This is a genomic window from Tibeticola sediminis, from assembly GCF_003843835.1.
In the GTDB taxonomy this organism is placed as follows: domain Bacteria; phylum Pseudomonadota; class Gammaproteobacteria; order Burkholderiales; family Burkholderiaceae_C; genus Tibeticola; species Tibeticola sediminis.
In genome coordinates this window covers 207354-223052 of record NZ_RKQL01000001.1, presented here as the reverse complement: position 1 = coordinate 223052, position 15699 = coordinate 207354, and the positions used below count along the sequence as shown (strand labels likewise).

Below are 15699 nucleotides of genomic sequence, written 5' to 3'. Positions count from 1 at the left end.
ATGCCCGCTCGCATACCGGATGAGACGCGGCGCGACATCCTGGCCGCCATCAAGCGCATGGAACCCTCCGGCGCCATCGCCGAGCGTTTCGGCGTCAGCCGCAAGTTCGTCGATACCCAAAAGCGCCGCCTCTTCGGCCCGGGCACCCCCGGCAAGACCCCGCGCTACGGCATCGATGTGCGCCGCGAAGCGCGCGAACGCTATCTCGCCGGCGAACCCATCGCCCACATCAGCCGCGCGCTGTCCGTCTCGGAAAACACCCTGCGCGTCTGGGCGCGCGACTTCGGCTGGAAAACGGAGCTTGCCAACCGGCGCCAGACCCCCGCCCAGCTCGAGGCCGAGATCAGTCAGGTCACCGCGCTGCTGCGCGCCGCCGGCGAAGCCCAGGCCTACAAACTCACCCTGCGCCTGCGCATGCTCCAGAAGGCGCTGGACGGCATCCGCCGCAGCCTGCCCAAGCCCAAGCCCTTGCCCAAAGTGGCCAACTTCGCCAGCCGCGAGCTGCTGGCAAAAGCCCTGGCGCCGGACTACGGCCTGCTGCCCTACCAGCGCCGCTTCATCGAGGACGACGCCCGCTACCGCTGCGTGCTCAAGGCCCGGCAGATCGGCTTCACCTATGTCATCGGCCTGTCGGCCGTGCTGGGGCTGGCCGCCGGGCGCGACCAGATCATCGTCTCGGCCTCCGAAGACCAGGCGCGCCTGGTCATGGGCCACCTGCGCGCCCACGCCGAAAAGCTGGGGCTGCCCATCGACGAAGACACCGACCGCGAAATCCGCATCGCTGGCAGCAAGGCCGTGGCCCTGTCCACCAACTGGCGCACCGCCCAGGGCTACACCGGCGACGTGTGGTTCGACGAGTTCGCCTGGGCGCCGCGCCCGGATCAGCTTTTCAACGCCGTCGTCCCGGCCATCACGCGCGTGGGCGGGCGCATCACGGTCTGCTCCACCCCCTGGGTGCCGGGCAATCTCTTCTGGAAGATCGCCACCGATCATCAGGGCAAATACACCCACTACAGCCGCCACACCATCACCATCCACGACGCCCTGCGCGAAGGCATGCCGCTGCCCGGCGGCCTCGACGAGCTACGGCTGAACTTCGACGCCGCCTCGTGGGCGATGTTCTTCGAGTGCCAGTGGGCCGAAGAAGAGGGCGCGCTTCTACCCTGGAGCCTGCTCGATGCCATCGCCGAGGACATCGCCCCCGTTGGCAGGAAAGCCGCCGCGCCGCGCTATGGCCGCCTGCGCCTGGGCGTCGACCTGGGCCGCGTCGCCGACCGCACCGCGCTGGTGCTGGTCGGTGAGCTGCTCGACCCGGTGAGCGCAGCCCCCACCGGCCGCGTGCGCTTGATCCATCACCACAGCGTGCAGGGCATGGACTTCGCCAGTCAGCGAAGCCTCATCGAGGACTGGATCGCCCGCTATGACCCCGAGCAGGTCGCCATCGACCGCTCCGGCCTGGGCTGGCAGCTCGCCGAGGAACTCGCGCGCGCCCACCCTGGGCGCGTCATGCCGCGCGCCTTCTCCGCCCCCTTCAAGGAGCGGCTCGCCCTCGACCTGCTCAGGCTTGCCGAGCAGAAGCGCCTCTCGATCCCGCGCGACCCGGCGCTGATGGCCGAGCTGCACGCCGTGCGACGCATCCCCACCGCCACCGGCATCCGCTACGACGCCCCCAGGGATGCCACCGGCCATGCCGACCGCTTCTGGGCGCTGGCGCTCGCGCTCGACGGCATGGCCGGGGTCAGCCGCGCCGCGAACATGGAGGTGGAGCTGTGGTGACGCTGCCCGACCGACGGCTCATGCAGATGCTCGCAGAGCACCTGCGCGAGATCGCCCAGCGCCAGGGCAATATCCCATGGCGCACCGGCAACCTCTACAAATCCATCATCGCGCGCGTCATTTCGGACAGCGAAGCCACCGTCGGCACCAATGTCCTCTACGCCCGCGCCGTGCACGACGGCCGGCCGCCGATGGTCATCAAGCCAGCGCGCAAGAAAGCCCTCTACTGGAAAGGCGCGGCGCACCCGGTCAAGGCCGTCAAGCACCCAGGCATCAAGCCCAACCCCTACCTCGCCCGCGCAGCCGAACGCTTCACCCGCGAGCCGCTGCCGCCAGACATCCGCGCATACGTCGGCGAAGAGATGGCGCGCGCGCTCGAAGCGCATTTCAAATCCCTTGGACTGGAGGTCAGACGCAGATGACCACGAATCGACGCCTCATCGCCGGCTTCGGCGCCTCGGCCATCGCCGTGGCCATGATCGCAGGCTTCGAGGGCTACTCCTCCCACGCCTACGACGACGGCGTGGGCGTGCAAACCCTGGGGTTCGGCTCCACCACCCACCCAGACGGCCGGCCCGTCATGCCAGGCGATACCGTCACCCCGCAGCGCGCCGTGGTCATGCTCGCCAACGACGCAGACCGCATCGCCCGCGACCTGGCCCGCTGCATCGGCGACGTGCCGCTCGCACAAAACGAATGGGACGCCTATGTCTCCTGGGCCTACAACGTCGGCCAACGCGCCGCCTGCGCATCCACCCTGGTCAAGCGCCTGAAGCAGACCCCGCCAGACTACGCCGGCGCCTGCCGCGAGCTGCTCAAATGGACGAAGGCCGGCGGGCGCGAGCTGCCGGGGCTCATCAAGCGCCGGCAGGCTGAGTACCGCCTGTGCATGGGAGAGGGCGCATGATCCCGCTGCCCACCGTCTGGATCGCCGCTGCCGCGCTGGCCGCAGGCGCGGCCGGCGGCTATGCGCTGGCGTCAAAAGTCTCGGCTTCCGAGACGGCACAGGCCGAAGCCCGGCTCGCCCGCTGCGAAGCTGGCCGGGCCGAAGACGCCCGCGCCGCCGCCGAACGCACTGCTGCCTTGCTCGCCCGCGCCCAGGACGCAGACCGCGCCGCAGCCGAAAAGCTCGCCGCGCAAAAAGCCGCGTTCGACAAGCGTTTGAAGGAGGTTCGACGTGAGATTTACAGCCTGTCCACTGGCCGCGAGTGTCTGTCTGGCGCTCTGCGGCTGCGCCTCAACCGCGCCATCGCCGGCGCCGACGACCTGCCCGCGCGTCCCGGCGGCGCTGATCCAGCCGCTCCCGAGCCTGCCGACGATACCGCCGTCGCGCAGTGGATCGCAAACGCCGCCAGCGCCTACGACGACTGCCGCGCCCGCATCGACGCCATCCGCCACTGGGACGAGGTGACCCACGATGGCCGATGAAGCCGACCTCGCCCAGGCGAAGAACGAATACGAACTGGCCGCGCTGCTTGCCCGACGGCGACCTCAAGGCCCGGCGCCCACCGGCTATTGCCTGTGGTGCGGCGAGCCGCTCATGGACGCGCGCCGCTGGTGCTCGGCCGAGTGCCGCGACGACTGGGAGCGTCACCAGTCCTTCGACAGCCGCCACCACCAGTGAGAGGCCGGGATCGGCATCGGCGCGCCCGTCTCGTCCTCCACCCAGCCAGCCAGTTCCCGCGCCGGGTCGATGCGCGGGATCAGATCGCCGAAAGCGGCATCGAAAGCCTGCGGGTGCGCCCGCCAGAAGGCATCGATCTCGGCAAGCTCCGCCACGGCAGTCTGATCAAGCATCCCCTGCTCGCGCCCCACCTCGTAGGCCGAGCGCAGATGCAGCGTCCAGTCCAGGTCGAAGGTATAAAGCTCCGCATCCGGCTGCGTGATCACGTCATAGAAACCGAGGAACGCATCGTCTTTTGGATGCGAATAAAGCGTTCTCAGAACACGCCAAGCCATTTCTGCACCCCCTTGCCGCCCTGCGGCGCGAAAACCTGATTCATCAGGCTGCCGCCTTGCGCATTGCGCTTGACATGCAGCGTCGTGCGCTTGCCATCCGATAGATTCACCACGGCCGTCAGCCGCTGATGGTCATGGGTCAGGCGGTAAAACTCGGCATACAGTTTGCCACGGCGCAGGCTCAGCGCGATCTCGCGGTCGCCGCGCCGGATCAGATCATCCATCAGCGCGTTGTAGCGATCGAGCGTCATGGACTGCGGCGTGATGTCGAGCTGCGCGGCAAGCTCGGCGCGGTGCCTCTCCACGTGGCTCATCGCGTAGCGGAGATTGTCCCACCGCGCCATCCTGGCGCGCTCGATCAGCCGCAGCAAATCGCGCCTGGGCAGCGCCTCGCGCTGCCTGGCCGCCATCTGCCAGCGCTCGATCTCGTCGGCTTCCCGCTCGACGACCTCCGGATCCGTCCCCAGATACGCCACCGTCACCGTCCGGCAGCGGAAGTGATACGGCGGCAGCCCCACATTGCCCGGCAGCACCTTCGTCCCGCCGGAAAACGCCATCGTCGCATCCAACATCGGCCAGGCCGCCTTGGCCGCCTCCATGTGGCCGCGCTCGATGGCCGCCAGATACTTGTCGCGCTGCTGCTGGATCGTCTCCATGCGGATCAGCCGCCCGTGCATGCTGCGGCAGATCGGTGTGGTGCGCTCGTCGATCCTCGCGCGCACCTCCAGATACCGCACCTGCGCCTGCTCGTAGCCCGCCACGCGCCCCATCTCCCGCGTCTTCGTCGCGATCGTATCCGCCGTGAGCTGCCAGTACGCCATGCCGCGCGCCTCGATCCCGTCGAACGTCTCGCTCAGCCGCTCGGCGAGCGTCTCATACGACCAGCCGCGCTCGAAAAACTCCGCCACCGCGCCGGTCACCGCCTGGCGCGTGCCCGCGTCCCAGTGCCGGCCGATCCAGTGCATGTCGAACCGGCGCAAAAGCTCGAGCGCCGCCTCGTCCTTCAGGCCAAAGGCGTAATCGATCCCGGCCGCCGCGCGCGCCGCTGCCATCGCCTCGGCCTCATAGATCGCCTGCGGCAGCGTCGCCACCGGCCCATCGAGCGCCCGGCGCATCGCCTCATCGCCGATCTCCGCCTCGATCGCCGCCACGATCCGCGCCTCGTCAGCCTGCGTAAAGCGCGCCGGATCGATGCCGCGCAGGCCTTCCAGCGCCCGCCGCAAAGCCGCCTCGACCCCAAGGCTCCACGAGCGCGTCATCGCTGCGGCCAGCCGCTCGGCGAGCGCCTCGAACGCCGCCTCATCCTTCGCCAGCAGGGCGATCAACTGCCGCTTGAGCCGCGCAAGCCTTGCGCTCTGTGGCGCCATGCCGCACCGATCCATGTCTGACCTCCTCGAACGTCACCCACCGCGCCCCGCAGCACCCGCAGAGGCGGTAGCGCTTGATCAACCCGCCGCCATCGGCCGCCGGCAGCCGCACCGTGCCATACACCCTGACCGCGCCGCTGCCGCATGCCGGGCAGTTCATGTGCCACCTCTGAGTGCCTGACGCGCGCGCTCCAGCATCTGCCGGATGTGCTCGCGCTGCTGTGGCGTCGGCGCCGGTTCTGGCAGCGCCTTGGGGCTTGGCCGCGACGGCACGTGCTGCCAGATCGCCGCTGGCGCAGGCCAGCGATCGGCATGCGCGGCAAGCGATCGGAACGCCGCCCGGATGCGCGGCGCATCGAGCTGCGCATCCCACCGCCCGCCACGCACCATCAGGGCATCCGCCCACGCCAGCGCCACCGCCTCCACCGCATCCGCCGGCGGGCAGCCCTCCAGCCTGAGCACCAGCAGCCGCTGGATACCCTCGGCCACCTCCGCCACCAGCCAGCCGGGCGCCTCACGCATGGCCCACCTCACCGCGCGCGCGTCGCTTGAGCGCCTCCAGCCTGAGCACCCCGTCCACCGTCGCCGACGGCTTGTGCGCACGCTCACCTGCCGCGCCATGGACATCCAGCGCATCCATGCGCGGCGCCGGCGTGCAGCCGGTGCGCGCCTGCACGCTCTCGGCCACGCGCCTCAAATAATTGTGGTTCTCCAGCGGCCGCACATCGCCCGCCTCGCGCTTGGCCAGCATCGCCTCCACCGTCTCGGCCAGCGCCGCCTCCAGCACCTCGGCATCCAGCCCCATCGCCAGCGCCTCACGCGCCAGTCTGAGCGCCCGATCCCAGGCCAGCGCGCGCTTTGCCGAGCGAAACAGCCCGAGATAGCGCACCAGCGCGCGCGACACCCCATCCGGCAGCGTCGCCAGCAGCCCAAACAGCTCCCGCGCCGCCGCCTCCTCGGCCCAGGCCTCCAGGGCCGTCTCTGCATGACACACCGGGCACCTCAGCCTCACCGTGCACCCTCCCGCCGCTGCTGGTAGCCAAGCGCCGCCACCGCCTTGCGCAGCATCGGCGCCGGCGCCCACTCGATCCGCTCCACCGTGCAGCCCATCTGCCTGAGCACCCCCAGCGCATACGCCGGAAACGGCCGTCCCAGCCCATGGCACTGCGCCGCCAGCTTCCTGATCAGCGGCGACCGGTCGTCAGCGGCCCTCACGGCCTTCAGGTAAGGCAGCCGCACCGCGGCGCCGGCCCGCTGCCAGTGCCGGATCAGGCGCACCAGCGCCGCCTCGTCCATCTCGCGGCACGACTCGACCCCTGTCACCTGACGCTGCACCAGCCGGCGCGTCTCCTCGTCCGCGCCCACCTGCGCCGCCGCCATGTGCGCCAGCGCGATCAGCTTCTTTCTGTCCATCCGTCGGCCTCCATCAAACATGCCCGCGCGCCATGCGCGCGCGGGCAGGGTTCATGCGGCAAACAGCATGTAATCGTCCTTTTTCCTGCACATGCAGCACATCCGGTTATGCGGCCCCTCGCTCGCAAACCTTGTGCCGCAGCACATACAGCGCCGCTCGGCTTTCTTCTTCTCCTTCTGCGGCTCCTTGATGTAGATGTGATACTTCACAGAGCTGCGCGAAAGCCCGGTCAGCCGCATGATCTCCTTGATAGACGCCCCGGCGCGATACAGCCCTTCGACGTCCTGGCACACGCCGCTCACCGCTCGGCCCGCCATGTCACGCTCTCGCTCTTGGCCGTCTTCAGGCACGCCCCGATCGCCGGCTGCAGCGGCTCATCCCCGTCGCACGCCATCTCGATCAGCTTCTGCTCGGGCTTGTAGACCGTCTCGGCCTTCACCAGGTCGTCGAACCGGAAGCCCAGCACCGCCTTGAGCCGCTCCGCATCGGCGATCTTCACGCTCGAGCGGCTGGCGATCGACGCCCGGCAGATGCCGGTCGCCACCAGCGCGCAGCCCGTCCCGTGCGCCTCGACGAGCCGCGCGTTGATCCCGTCGAGCTGCTCCTGCAGCGCTTCGATCTCGCCCTTGATCCGCCAGCCCTCGATCAACAGCCGCACGCTCGCCGCATCGAGCTGCGCCTCCTGCCCATCGACGATCTTCACCCCGGCAGGCTGCGCCGCCTTGGCCTCGGTCTGCGCCTTCACCTGCGTTTCCACCTTCTTCAAAGCTGCTTTGGCCATCATTCACACTCCTTTTCAACGCCCGCCGCCACGGGCACGCTCCTGAAACTCTCCGCCAGCGCCTCGAGCGCCTTCATCGCCGCGCCAGCGTCGCCATGCACCGCGATGTCCTTGAGCGTCAGCTCATAACGAGCCAAGCGCCGCATGAGCGCCGCCACGATCCAGGCATCCTCCACCGTCGCCAGGCCGCACTCGATCCGCTCGATAAGGCTTACCCCCCTCTCCCCCTGGGAGAAGGGCCGTGGGAGAAGGCCACCCACCATCCTCACGCCCCCTCCAGATCGCGCCGCGCCGCCGCCACATGCGCAGCCGCCAGCGCCTCGCCAGCCGCCTGCGCCATCATCCGCGCCAGCCGCAGCACCTTCACCACCGCCCGGATCGCCCCCGGCTGCCGGCCGATCTCCATCACCTCGCGCCAGGCCTCGCCGCCGGCCGCCTTCGCCACCGCCTCGATGTCCGCATCCTGCGCCCGCCGCAGGCTCACCCGCTTGCCGATGCGCGAAAACAGCCGGTCAAGGTAAGCCGCCCGGCTCCCACCCGTCATCCGCGTGTAGACCAGGTCATTGCCCACCAGCGCCAGCCCCACCCCCGCCGCGTCAAAGATCGAGCGCAGCGCATCCAGCGCCGCCACCGACAGATGCTGCGCCTCATCCACCACGATCAACCCGCCGGTCTCCCGCACCCGCGCCACGATCTCGCGGTGGATGCGCGCCGGCGACTGTGGGCAATCCTTAACCCCCACCGCCGCCGCCACCTCCTCCAGCGCCGCCGTCACCCCCGCATGCCCGGGCGTCATCACCGCCACCCACACCGCCGGGCGCGTGCGGGCATACTCCTGCACCGCCATCGTCTTGCCGACCCCGGCCGCACCGTAGATCACCGCCACATCGGCGGCCATCTGCGCATACGCCAGCGCCGCCACCACCCGGCCCGCCGTGGGCGTCGGCACGAACGCCGGCGCCTGCGGCAGCCGCGCCGCCGCCCGCTCCTCGCGCGCCGCCATCCACGCGGATAGCCGCTCCACGATCCGCGCCGGATCCGCCGCATACGACCCCGCCAGCACCTGCGACAGCGCCGAAGTACTCACCCCAGCCTCCTTCGCCACCCGGCTCTGGCTTGCCTCGCCCGCCTCGATCAGCCCGCGCACCCGGCTGACCACATCGATCGACTCCGCTACCACTTCCATCTGCCTGCTCCTTTTTCTAAGGTCATCACCCAGCCATCCGCTGCGCCATCTCCAGGATCAGCGCATCCGTCCTGGCCACCAGCTCATCCAGCCGCGCCTCCTCCTGCGCATCCCGCGCAGGACCCGCAGACTGGAACATCCGCACCGCTGCCGGCTCGACAGCGCCAGCCGCATCCGGCGCCGGCGCAGTGAGCATCTCCACCTGCTCCAGATACCTAAGCCGCTCACGCGACGCCCGACGCGCCGCAGCGCGATAGCGCTTCACCGCCTGCGCCGCCATCTGGTCATCGAACGGCGCCACCGACGGCTCTGCCCAGCCGATGAGCTGCCCATCGATGGCGCAGACCGCCACCGGCCTCTTCAAATCGTCCGGGTCGAAGCGCACCACCACCTTCTGCCCGGCCACGCCCCAGCCCGGCTCGCAGGCATACGCATTGCCGCACACCACCACCCTGTTGTCTGGCCGCACCTTCACCGGCTCCGCCGCCATCAGCAGCATCGCCTGCTGGGAGGGCGCCAGCTTGGTCACCACACGCCGGCCGTAGCTCTCGGCGAACACCGCATCGAAACTGCGCCCCTTCGCCGTCTCCGTCCGCCGGCCCTCGCGCGCGTTGTGCCGCGCGATCGCCTCCGCGCAGACCTGCTCGACCAGCGCCCAATCCGCCGCCTTAGAGCCGTAGTTCTCCGGCTTCGCATCCGGTCGGTTGCCCGTATACGCCCCGGCCAGCCGCGCATCCTTTGCGATCTCCTCCGCCAGATCGCGGAACGCCCGCTCGATCGGCTTGGCCTGGCCGTGGAACGGCGTCGCCCAGTGCACCTCCACCCCCAAGAGCGGCAGCGCACCCAGCATCTCATCCGCCTGCACCTTGAAGCGATACCGCCACGGCGCCCCGCCAGTCAGCAGCTTCGCGCCGAACTCACGCCCGTTGTCCATCAGCGCGTGATCCGGCACCCCGTAGCGCGCCACCATGTCCAGGAATGCCAGCAGTGCCGAATACGCGTTCAACGTCGGCGTCAGCCGCCAGCTCAAAATCTTCCGACTATGAATGTCCTGCCACGCCACCAGATGCACCCGGCCAACCCCGCCGCCGAAGCGCTCCGGCAGCCGCACGAATACATCCAGCCGGTGCCCGTCCGCATTCACCCACTCCAGCGCCGACAGATGCGCCACCGAGCGCTGCAGCGGCGAATACATCGCCTCGAACGCCTGCCGCCCCTCCCGCGCCAGCACCACCAGGCGCGAATCCAGCCGCGCCACCCGCCGCGCGATAGAGGCGTAAGACGGCAGCGTCCACCCACGCGACGCCGCATGCGCCTGCACATCCCGCACCACCTTGTGCAGCGATGGCTTCTCCGGCCGCAGATACCCCCTCAGGATCGCATCCCAAGCCTGACCGGAAATCTCCGCCTCGCGCTGCGCCTGCACTCCCCAGCGCGGCGCCAAGAGCGCCGGCCACGCCGCCACCGGCGCACCCTGCACCCCCGCGAACGCCCCATGCCCCCACCACCAGCGCGCCAGCGTCCCCGCCGGCACCCCAACCTCCGCCGCCGCCTGCTGCACCGCATGCCGCGCCGGCATGCCAGCGTCGATCGAGCGCTTGACCGCCAGACACGCCCTTGCCCGGCGCATCGCCTCATCCCGCACCCGTGCCGGCCGCGCGGCCAACTGCTCCATCGCCGCATGCCAGGGCTCGGCGCAGCCGGAAGAAGAAGTGGCGGTGGTGGCCGGAATCGAACCGGCCCCAAGGGTTAGATGCCCTTTGCCTGCGCTCGCCGAGCCGTCGCCCGGTTTGCCACAGGTACCGTCGCCGCGCGGCAGCGCTACCGCCGGTGATACCAAGGCGCATCCAGCGCCACCACCGCCGGCGAGCCCGCCGTCCGCGCTGGCGGGCGCGGCCCCGGACGGAGCGGGGCTGGAGCACACCCCGCCGACAGGCTCGCCGCCGGAGGCGGCGTGGATTTCGGCAAGCCGCTGCTCTGCCAGCCACCGATCGATGCGAGCGCGCACAACCGGCGGCAGAGCCTCGATGTCGTAGACCCGCCGCCGCCCACCCCGGCAGGTCTCCTCTTTGTACGGCCAGGATTCGCGGAGGGCGCGGCGCTCAGCCGCACGCTTTGATACGCCTATCGCCTTGGCGATTTCGTCAATCGACAAGGCTTTCATTCTTCTACCACCCCGTCCTTCAATCCAAGGAGAACGGCTGCCTTGTGCGCCTGCCCGCGTCTACCCTTGAAACGGCCGCGCAGCACCTCGTAGACGATGCGGTCAGAGACGCCGATCTCTCTGGCGAACTGGCGGATCGTCTTGCCGCGCCGCTCAAAATCGGCCCTGACCTCCTCAGGTGACCTGATTGGCTTTGTCAATGCGCTCATGTTTTGTGTATCCTTTGTTCAAGGTAGGCGCATTTTGTAGTCAATCGACGAACATGTCAATAGTCGTTTGACAATTTTTGGAGAGGTCGTGATGTCGCACTTTCATGGTCGCGCTTTGTCGCGCTTTAGCCTGGATGTCGCACTTAAAGCGTCGCACTTCGTGTCGCACTTTCTGGCATGAAGTGCGACGCAGACATCGCGGACAGAATCAAGGCGTGGCGTCACGCTCTTGGTCTCACGCAGGATGAGTTCTCGCGTCGTTCCGGGATTTCAAAGGCGACGCTGGTTGGCTATGAGGTCGGCCAACGCAAGCCAGGATCAGACGCCCTCGCCGCCATCGCCCGCACTGGCGTGGACATGCGCTGGCTGCTGACTGGCGAAGGCGAGATGCTGCCCAAACCCGCGCCAGATAAAGATTTTTCAGACGTCCCCTACGCCCGCCGCCTAGAAAAAATCGGCCTCCTGCTGGCCGGATTGACCGAACAGGAGGCCGCCGCCTTCCTCGATGAGATGTTCGCGCGCGCTCATGACGCGGCAAGGCGGCACGAGCTGGAGCAGGCGCTGATCCAGATGCGCGCCGAACTCGACCGCCTCAAGAAGACGGCCTGATCGCGCCGGCGCTGCTCGAACGCGATTTGAACGCCTTTGAACGCCCTACGCCTTGCCGCATAACGCTTGCAAACCGTTTGCTCCAAAATCACTTATCCACAGCTTATCCACAGCCCCGCTTGCAAAACGCCGCCCCGCCCGCACATCGCCTAACCCCGCGCCGCACAACGAATTTTCGCCACCCCGCCCCACTTGCCCTCCCGCTCTCAAACCAATTGCAAACTCACACTTTCACTCCTCGCAGGTCATGGGCCTCGTCGATTGGGAACTGCTGGTCCTCTTCGTGGGCTTGTTCGTCGTCAACCACGGGTTTGCTTCCACGGGCTTGGCCGCCCATGCGCTGGCACAGCTGGCTGCTCACGGCGTTCATATCGAGCAGCCCGGGGTCTTGCTGGTGCTGGCGCTGAGCCTGTCGAATCTGGTCTCGAACGTTCCGGCGGTGATGTTGCTGCTGCCGCATGTCGGGGGCGAGCCCGCAGCGGTTTTGTTGGCGTTGGTCAGCACCTTGGCCGGCAATTTGTTGCTCGTCGGCTCGATCGCCAACCTCATCGTCGTCGATGCCGCTCAGGCCCTTGGCATCGACATCGGCTGGCGCGATCATGCGCGCATTGGCATTCCGGTTACGCTGTTCTCCCTGGCCATCGTCTGGATCGCGCTGGCCTGAGGGCAACTCTGAACAAGTGCCTCGCGCGCCATCACGGGAACTGATTCAGCGTGGCCTGAGCCGGGTTTTCGATCCACGGAGGTGATTCATGGCATTCCATCCTGTTTGCAAGGCGGAAGATCTGCCGGTTGGCGCACTCAAAGCGGTGACGGTGGGCGGCGAGAAGATCGTCGTCTACCACCTCGACGACGGGTACTACGCCACTCAAGCCGTTTGCCCGCACATGTTCGCCCCGCTTTCGCGCGGGAAGATCATCGACGGTCATCTGATCCAGTGCCCGCTGCACCGGGCTCGGTTTGACATCCGCAGTGGGGAAGTGGTCGAGTGGGCCAATTTCCCGCCGGGAATTCAATTGCTCAACGTCGTCCGCTCGGAGCGGGCGCTCAAGACCTTTCCCGTCAAGCTCAAGGCGGGGACCGTCTACGTCAAGACCGATGAGCCCGCCTAAGGCAACGCTGAATAAGTTCCCGTGATGGCGCGCGCCCGGCCGTGGGCACGCCTTCGGATCGTCAGCCTGTGTTGGGGATCGGCGTGGCACAATTGCGCCCCTCGGTCCTTCCAATGCCACAGTCGCATCCGCCAACCGGTACAGCCGTGTCGCGGAAGGTTGTTCAACCAGATCGGATTCCCCTTAGGGGAACGAAAGTCAGCGCACCATGAGCGAACCCTCTTCGGTCTACGCCGCTTATCTCGGCAATAGCTATCTCTTCGGCGGCAATGCGCCTTATGTCGAAGAACTCTACGAGCGATACCTCACCAATCCCGGCAGCGTGCCGGACAACTGGCGGGCCTATTTCGATGCCCTCCAAAACGTCCCGGCCGTCGACGGCAGCGACGCGCGGGACATTCCGCACCAGCCCGTCATCAACGCCTTTGCGGAGCGCGCCAAGCAGGGCGGCACCAAAGTGGTCGTTGCAGCCGGGGGCGCAAGCGAAGAGGGGCGCAAGCTCGTCGGTGTGCAGCAGCTCATTGCGGCCTATCGCAATCTCGGGACGCGCTGGGCGGACCTCGACCCGCTCAAGCGCACCGAGCGTCCGGCCATCCCCGAGCTGGAGCCTTCCTTCTATGGCTTCACGGACGCCGATCTCGAGACGCAATTCAACACGAGCAACACCTATTTCGGCCGCGAGGTGATGCCGCTGCGCGAGCTGCTCAATGCCTTGCGCGAAACCTATTGCGGAACGCTGGGCGCCGAGTTCATGTTCATCACCGACCAGACGCAAAAGCGCTGGTGGCAGCAAAAGCTCGAGAGCATCCGCAGCAAGCCGAATTTCAGCGCCGAGAAGAAGCGCCACATCCTCGAGCGCTTGACGGCAGCAGAAGGGCTCGAGCGCTATTTGCACACCAAATATGTCGGGCAAAAACGCTTCTCGCTCGAAGGCGGTGAGAGCTTCATCGCGGCGATGGACGAACTGGTGCAGGGGTCGGGTCTCAAAGGCTGCCAGGAAGTCGTGATCGGCATGGCGCACCGTGGGCGTCTCAACCTGCTCGTCAACATCCTCGGGAAAATGCCCGCCGACCTCTTTGCGGAGTTCGAGCATAAGGCGCCCGAGTCCCTGCCCGCCGGCGACGTCAAGTATCACCAGGGTTTCAGCTCCGATGTGGCGACCGCCGGGGGGCCGGTGCATCTTTCGCTTGCGTTCAACCCCTCGCACCTGGAAATCGTCAATCCGGTGGTCGAAGGCTCGGTGCGGGCGCGCCTGGACCGTCGCGGAGACCCGCGCGGCTCGCAGGTGCTGCCGGTGCTGGTGCATGGTGATGCGGCTTTTGCGGGGCAGGGCGTCAACCAGGAAACCTTTGCCTTGTCGCAGACGCGCGGCTACTCCACAGGCGGCACGGTGCATGTGGTGATCAACAACCAGATCGGATTCACCACGTCCGACCCGCGCGACCTGCGCTCCACCCTGTACTGCACCGACATCGTCAAGGGCTATGAGGTGCCTGTGCTGCACGTCAATGGCGACGATCCCGAGGCGGTGGTGCTCGCGATTCAGCTCGCGCTCGAGTTCCGTATGGAATTCGCCAAGGATGTGGCGGTCGATATCGTCTGCTTCCGCAAGCTCGGGCACAACGAGCAGGACACGCCGAGCCTCACGCAGCCCTTGATGTACAAAAAGATCGCTGCGCATCCGGGCACGCGCAAGCTCTATGCCGACAAACTCGTGGCCCAGGGCGTGTTGCGGCCCGAAGAGCCCGAGGAGATGGTCAAGGCTTATCGCGCCGCGATGGACGCCGGACGCCACACGGTCGACCCGGTTCTGACGAACTTCAAGAGCAAGTACGCGGTCGACTGGTCGCCATTCCTCGGCAAGAAATGGACCGATGCGGCCGACACCGCGATTCCGCTGGCCGAGTGGAAGCGGCTGGCCGAGCGGATCACCACGCTGCCTGCGAACATCACGCCGCACCCGCTGGTGAAGAAGGTCTACGACGATCGCGCAGCCATGGGGCGCGGCGAGATCGCGGTGGACTGGGGAATGGGCGAGCACATGGCCTTCGCGTCGCTCGTCTCGAGCGGCTATGGCGTGCGTCTCTCGGGCGAAGACAGTGGCCGCGGGACTTTCTCGCACCGGCATGCCGTCATTCATGACCAGAACCGCGAACGCTGGGACGAGGGGACCTATGTGCCGCTCGAGCATGTCTCCGAAAATCAGGCGCCGTTCCATGTCATCGACTCGATCCTGTCGGAAGAGGCGGTGCTGGGCTTCGAATACGGCTATGGCTCCGCAGACCCGAACACGCTGGTGATCTGGGAAGCGCAATTCGGCGACTTCGCCAACGGCGCGCAGGTCGTCATCGACCAGTTCATCGCCTCGGGCGAAGTCAAGTGGGGCCGACTCAACGGCATCACGCTCATGCTGCCGCACGGCTACGAAGGGCAGGGGCCGGAGCACAGCTCCGCGCGGGTCGAGCGCTTCATGCAACTGGCCGCCGACACCAACATGCAACTCGTGCAGCCGACGACGGCGAGTCAGATCTTCCATGTGTTGCGTCGGCAGATGCTGCGCAACCTGCGCAAGCCGCTGGTGATCTTCACGCCCAAGTCGCTGCTGCGCGCCAAGGATGCCGCTTCGCCGATCTCGGAGTTCACGCGGGGCGGTTTCCAGACCGTCATCGGGGAGCTCAAACCGATCAAGGCAGAGAAGGTCAAGCGCGTCATCGTTTGCTCGGGCAAGGTCTATTACGAGCTGGTCAAGAAGCGTGAAGAAAAGGGCGCCGACGACGTGGCGATCATTCGCATCGAGCAGCTCTATCCCTTCCCGCACAAGTCCTTCGCCGCAGAGCTGCGCAAGTACCCCAATGCGACGGAGTTGGTCTGGTGCCAGGACGAGCCACAAAACCAGGGCGCGTGGTTCTTCATCCAGCACAACATCCACGAAAACATGCAGCCGGGGCAAAAGCTGGGCTATTCGGGCCGTGCCGCTTCGGCATCGCCCGCCGTTGGATACGCGCATCTGCACCAGGAGCAGCAAAAGGCGCTCGTCGAAGGCGCATTTGCGAAGTTGCGCGGCTTCGTTCTCTCCAAGTAAGGCGCGCTCGCGCGCATTGGCGTAACCCATCCCGAAAGAA

Annotated in this window: 21 protein-coding genes and 1 tRNA gene; 9 read left to right on the top strand and 13 right to left on the bottom strand. The window is 67.4% G+C overall.

Going from position 1 to position 15699, the window contains the following annotated elements; translation table 11 throughout:
• From EDC62_RS01070 to EDC62_RS01050, 5 genes are read left to right on the top strand one after another with little or no spacing between them, the layout of a single operon-like run.
• The gene (locus EDC62_RS01070; RefSeq protein ID WP_124219506.1) at positions 1-1776 is read left to right on the top strand and encodes a terminase large subunit domain-containing protein; all 1776 of its coding nucleotides are present in this window, start codon (positions 1-3) and stop codon (positions 1774-1776) included.
• Positions 1773-2198, top strand: coding sequence for a phage virion morphogenesis protein (locus EDC62_RS01065; protein ID WP_124219505.1), 426 nt, complete (start codon positions 1773-1775; stop codon positions 2196-2198). The genes EDC62_RS01070 and EDC62_RS01065 overlap by 4 nt, the downstream gene beginning before the upstream one ends.
• A complete protein-coding gene (locus EDC62_RS01060) occupies positions 2195-2683 on the top strand; it encodes a lysozyme (RefSeq protein WP_124219503.1) in 489 nt (162 codons plus the stop codon). Before EDC62_RS01065 ends, EDC62_RS01060 begins: the two co-directional genes overlap by 4 nt.
• On the top strand, positions 2680-3204 hold the full coding sequence (locus EDC62_RS01055; protein ID WP_124219500.1) for a hypothetical protein: 525 nt from the start codon (positions 2680-2682) through the stop codon (positions 3202-3204). Before EDC62_RS01060 ends, EDC62_RS01055 begins: the two co-directional genes overlap by 4 nt.
• On the top strand, positions 3194-3400 hold the full coding sequence (locus EDC62_RS01050) for a hypothetical protein (RefSeq protein WP_124219498.1): 207 nt from the start codon (positions 3194-3196) through the stop codon (positions 3398-3400). The genes EDC62_RS01055 and EDC62_RS01050 overlap by 11 nt, the downstream gene beginning before the upstream one ends.
• On the opposite strand, the gene EDC62_RS01045 is transcribed toward EDC62_RS01050, so the two are convergent.
• The 13 genes from EDC62_RS01045 to EDC62_RS00995 all read right to left on the bottom strand — a co-directional run bounded on the left by EDC62_RS01045 (position 3367) and on the right by EDC62_RS00995 (position 10856).
• Complete coding sequence (locus EDC62_RS01045; protein WP_124219496.1) at positions 3367-3735, bottom strand: hypothetical protein; 369 nt, start codon at positions 3733-3735, stop codon at positions 3367-3369. The two genes, EDC62_RS01050 and EDC62_RS01045, sit on opposite strands and share 34 nt — an antisense overlap.
• Complete coding sequence (locus EDC62_RS01040) at positions 3717-5102, bottom strand: structural protein (protein ID WP_124219494.1); 1386 nt, start codon at positions 5100-5102, stop codon at positions 3717-3719. Before EDC62_RS01040 ends, EDC62_RS01045 begins: the two co-directional genes overlap by 19 nt.
• Positions 5035-5262, bottom strand: a complete 228-nt coding sequence (locus tag EDC62_RS13270) for an NrdR family transcriptional regulator (RefSeq protein ID WP_425469934.1) — start codon at positions 5260-5262, stop codon at positions 5035-5037. The genes EDC62_RS01040 and EDC62_RS13270 overlap by 68 nt, the downstream gene beginning before the upstream one ends.
• A complete protein-coding gene (locus EDC62_RS01035) occupies positions 5259-5624 on the bottom strand; it encodes a hypothetical protein (protein WP_124219492.1) in 366 nt (121 codons plus the stop codon). Before EDC62_RS01035 ends, EDC62_RS13270 begins: the two co-directional genes overlap by 4 nt.
• Entirely contained in the window at positions 5617-6096 is a 480-nt protein-coding gene (locus tag EDC62_RS01030) for a hypothetical protein (protein WP_124219490.1), read from the bottom strand. Before EDC62_RS01030 ends, EDC62_RS01035 begins: the two co-directional genes overlap by 8 nt.
• 14 nt (positions 6097-6110) lie before the next feature.
• Positions 6111-6515 (bottom strand): phage protein GemA/Gp16 family protein, encoded by a 405-nt coding sequence (locus EDC62_RS01025; protein WP_170158997.1) that lies wholly within the window; start codon positions 6513-6515, stop codon positions 6111-6113.
• A 51-nt stretch (positions 6516-6566) separates the two neighbouring features.
• On the bottom strand, positions 6567-6833 hold the full coding sequence (locus EDC62_RS01020) for a hypothetical protein (protein ID WP_124219486.1): 267 nt from the start codon (positions 6831-6833) through the stop codon (positions 6567-6569).
• Positions 6815-7300, bottom strand: coding sequence for a hypothetical protein (locus EDC62_RS01015; RefSeq protein WP_124219484.1), 486 nt, complete (start codon positions 7298-7300; stop codon positions 6815-6817). The genes EDC62_RS01020 and EDC62_RS01015 overlap by 19 nt, the downstream gene beginning before the upstream one ends.
• Positions 7297-7560 (bottom strand): hypothetical protein, encoded by a 264-nt coding sequence (locus tag EDC62_RS01010; protein ID WP_124219482.1) that lies wholly within the window; start codon positions 7558-7560, stop codon positions 7297-7299. The genes EDC62_RS01015 and EDC62_RS01010 overlap by 4 nt, the downstream gene beginning before the upstream one ends.
• A gap of 2 nt (positions 7561-7562) precedes the next feature.
• A complete protein-coding gene (locus EDC62_RS01005; RefSeq protein ID WP_124219480.1) occupies positions 7563-8483 on the bottom strand; it encodes an AAA family ATPase in 921 nt (306 codons plus the stop codon).
• Positions 8484-8508: 25 nt separating this feature from the next.
• Positions 8509-10158 (bottom strand): transposase domain-containing protein, encoded by a 1650-nt coding sequence (locus EDC62_RS01000; RefSeq protein ID WP_170158996.1) that lies wholly within the window; start codon positions 10156-10158, stop codon positions 8509-8511.
• Positions 10159-10196: 38 nt separating this feature from the next.
• Positions 10197-10309: transfer RNA gene (locus EDC62_RS12935), tRNA-Arg, on the bottom strand.
• Between the two features lie 334 nt (positions 10310-10643).
• Positions 10644-10856 (bottom strand): DNA-binding protein, encoded by a 213-nt coding sequence (locus EDC62_RS00995; protein ID WP_124219476.1) that lies wholly within the window; start codon positions 10854-10856, stop codon positions 10644-10646.
• Between the two features lie 177 nt (positions 10857-11033).
• On the opposite strand from EDC62_RS00995, the gene EDC62_RS00990 reads away from it, so the two are divergent.
• The 4 genes from EDC62_RS00990 (at position 11034) to EDC62_RS00975 (ending at position 15659) form a co-directional block, all read left to right on the top strand.
• Positions 11034-11465: a helix-turn-helix domain-containing protein gene (locus EDC62_RS00990; protein WP_124219474.1), complete on the top strand. Its 432-nt coding sequence runs from the start codon at positions 11034-11036 to the stop codon at positions 11463-11465.
• Between the two features lie 247 nt (positions 11466-11712).
• Positions 11713-12129 carry an SLC13 family permease gene (locus EDC62_RS00985; protein WP_124219472.1) on the top strand — a complete coding sequence of 139 codons (417 nt, stop codon included), beginning with the start codon at positions 11713-11715 and terminating at the stop codon, positions 12127-12129.
• A gap of 88 nt (positions 12130-12217) precedes the next feature.
• Positions 12218-12577, top strand: coding sequence for a Rieske (2Fe-2S) protein (locus EDC62_RS00980; protein WP_124219470.1), 360 nt, complete (start codon positions 12218-12220; stop codon positions 12575-12577).
• A gap of 208 nt (positions 12578-12785) precedes the next feature.
• Entirely contained in the window at positions 12786-15659 is a 2874-nt protein-coding gene (locus EDC62_RS00975) for a 2-oxoglutarate dehydrogenase E1 component (protein WP_124219468.1), read from the top strand.
• Positions 15660-15699 lie beyond the last annotated feature (40 nt).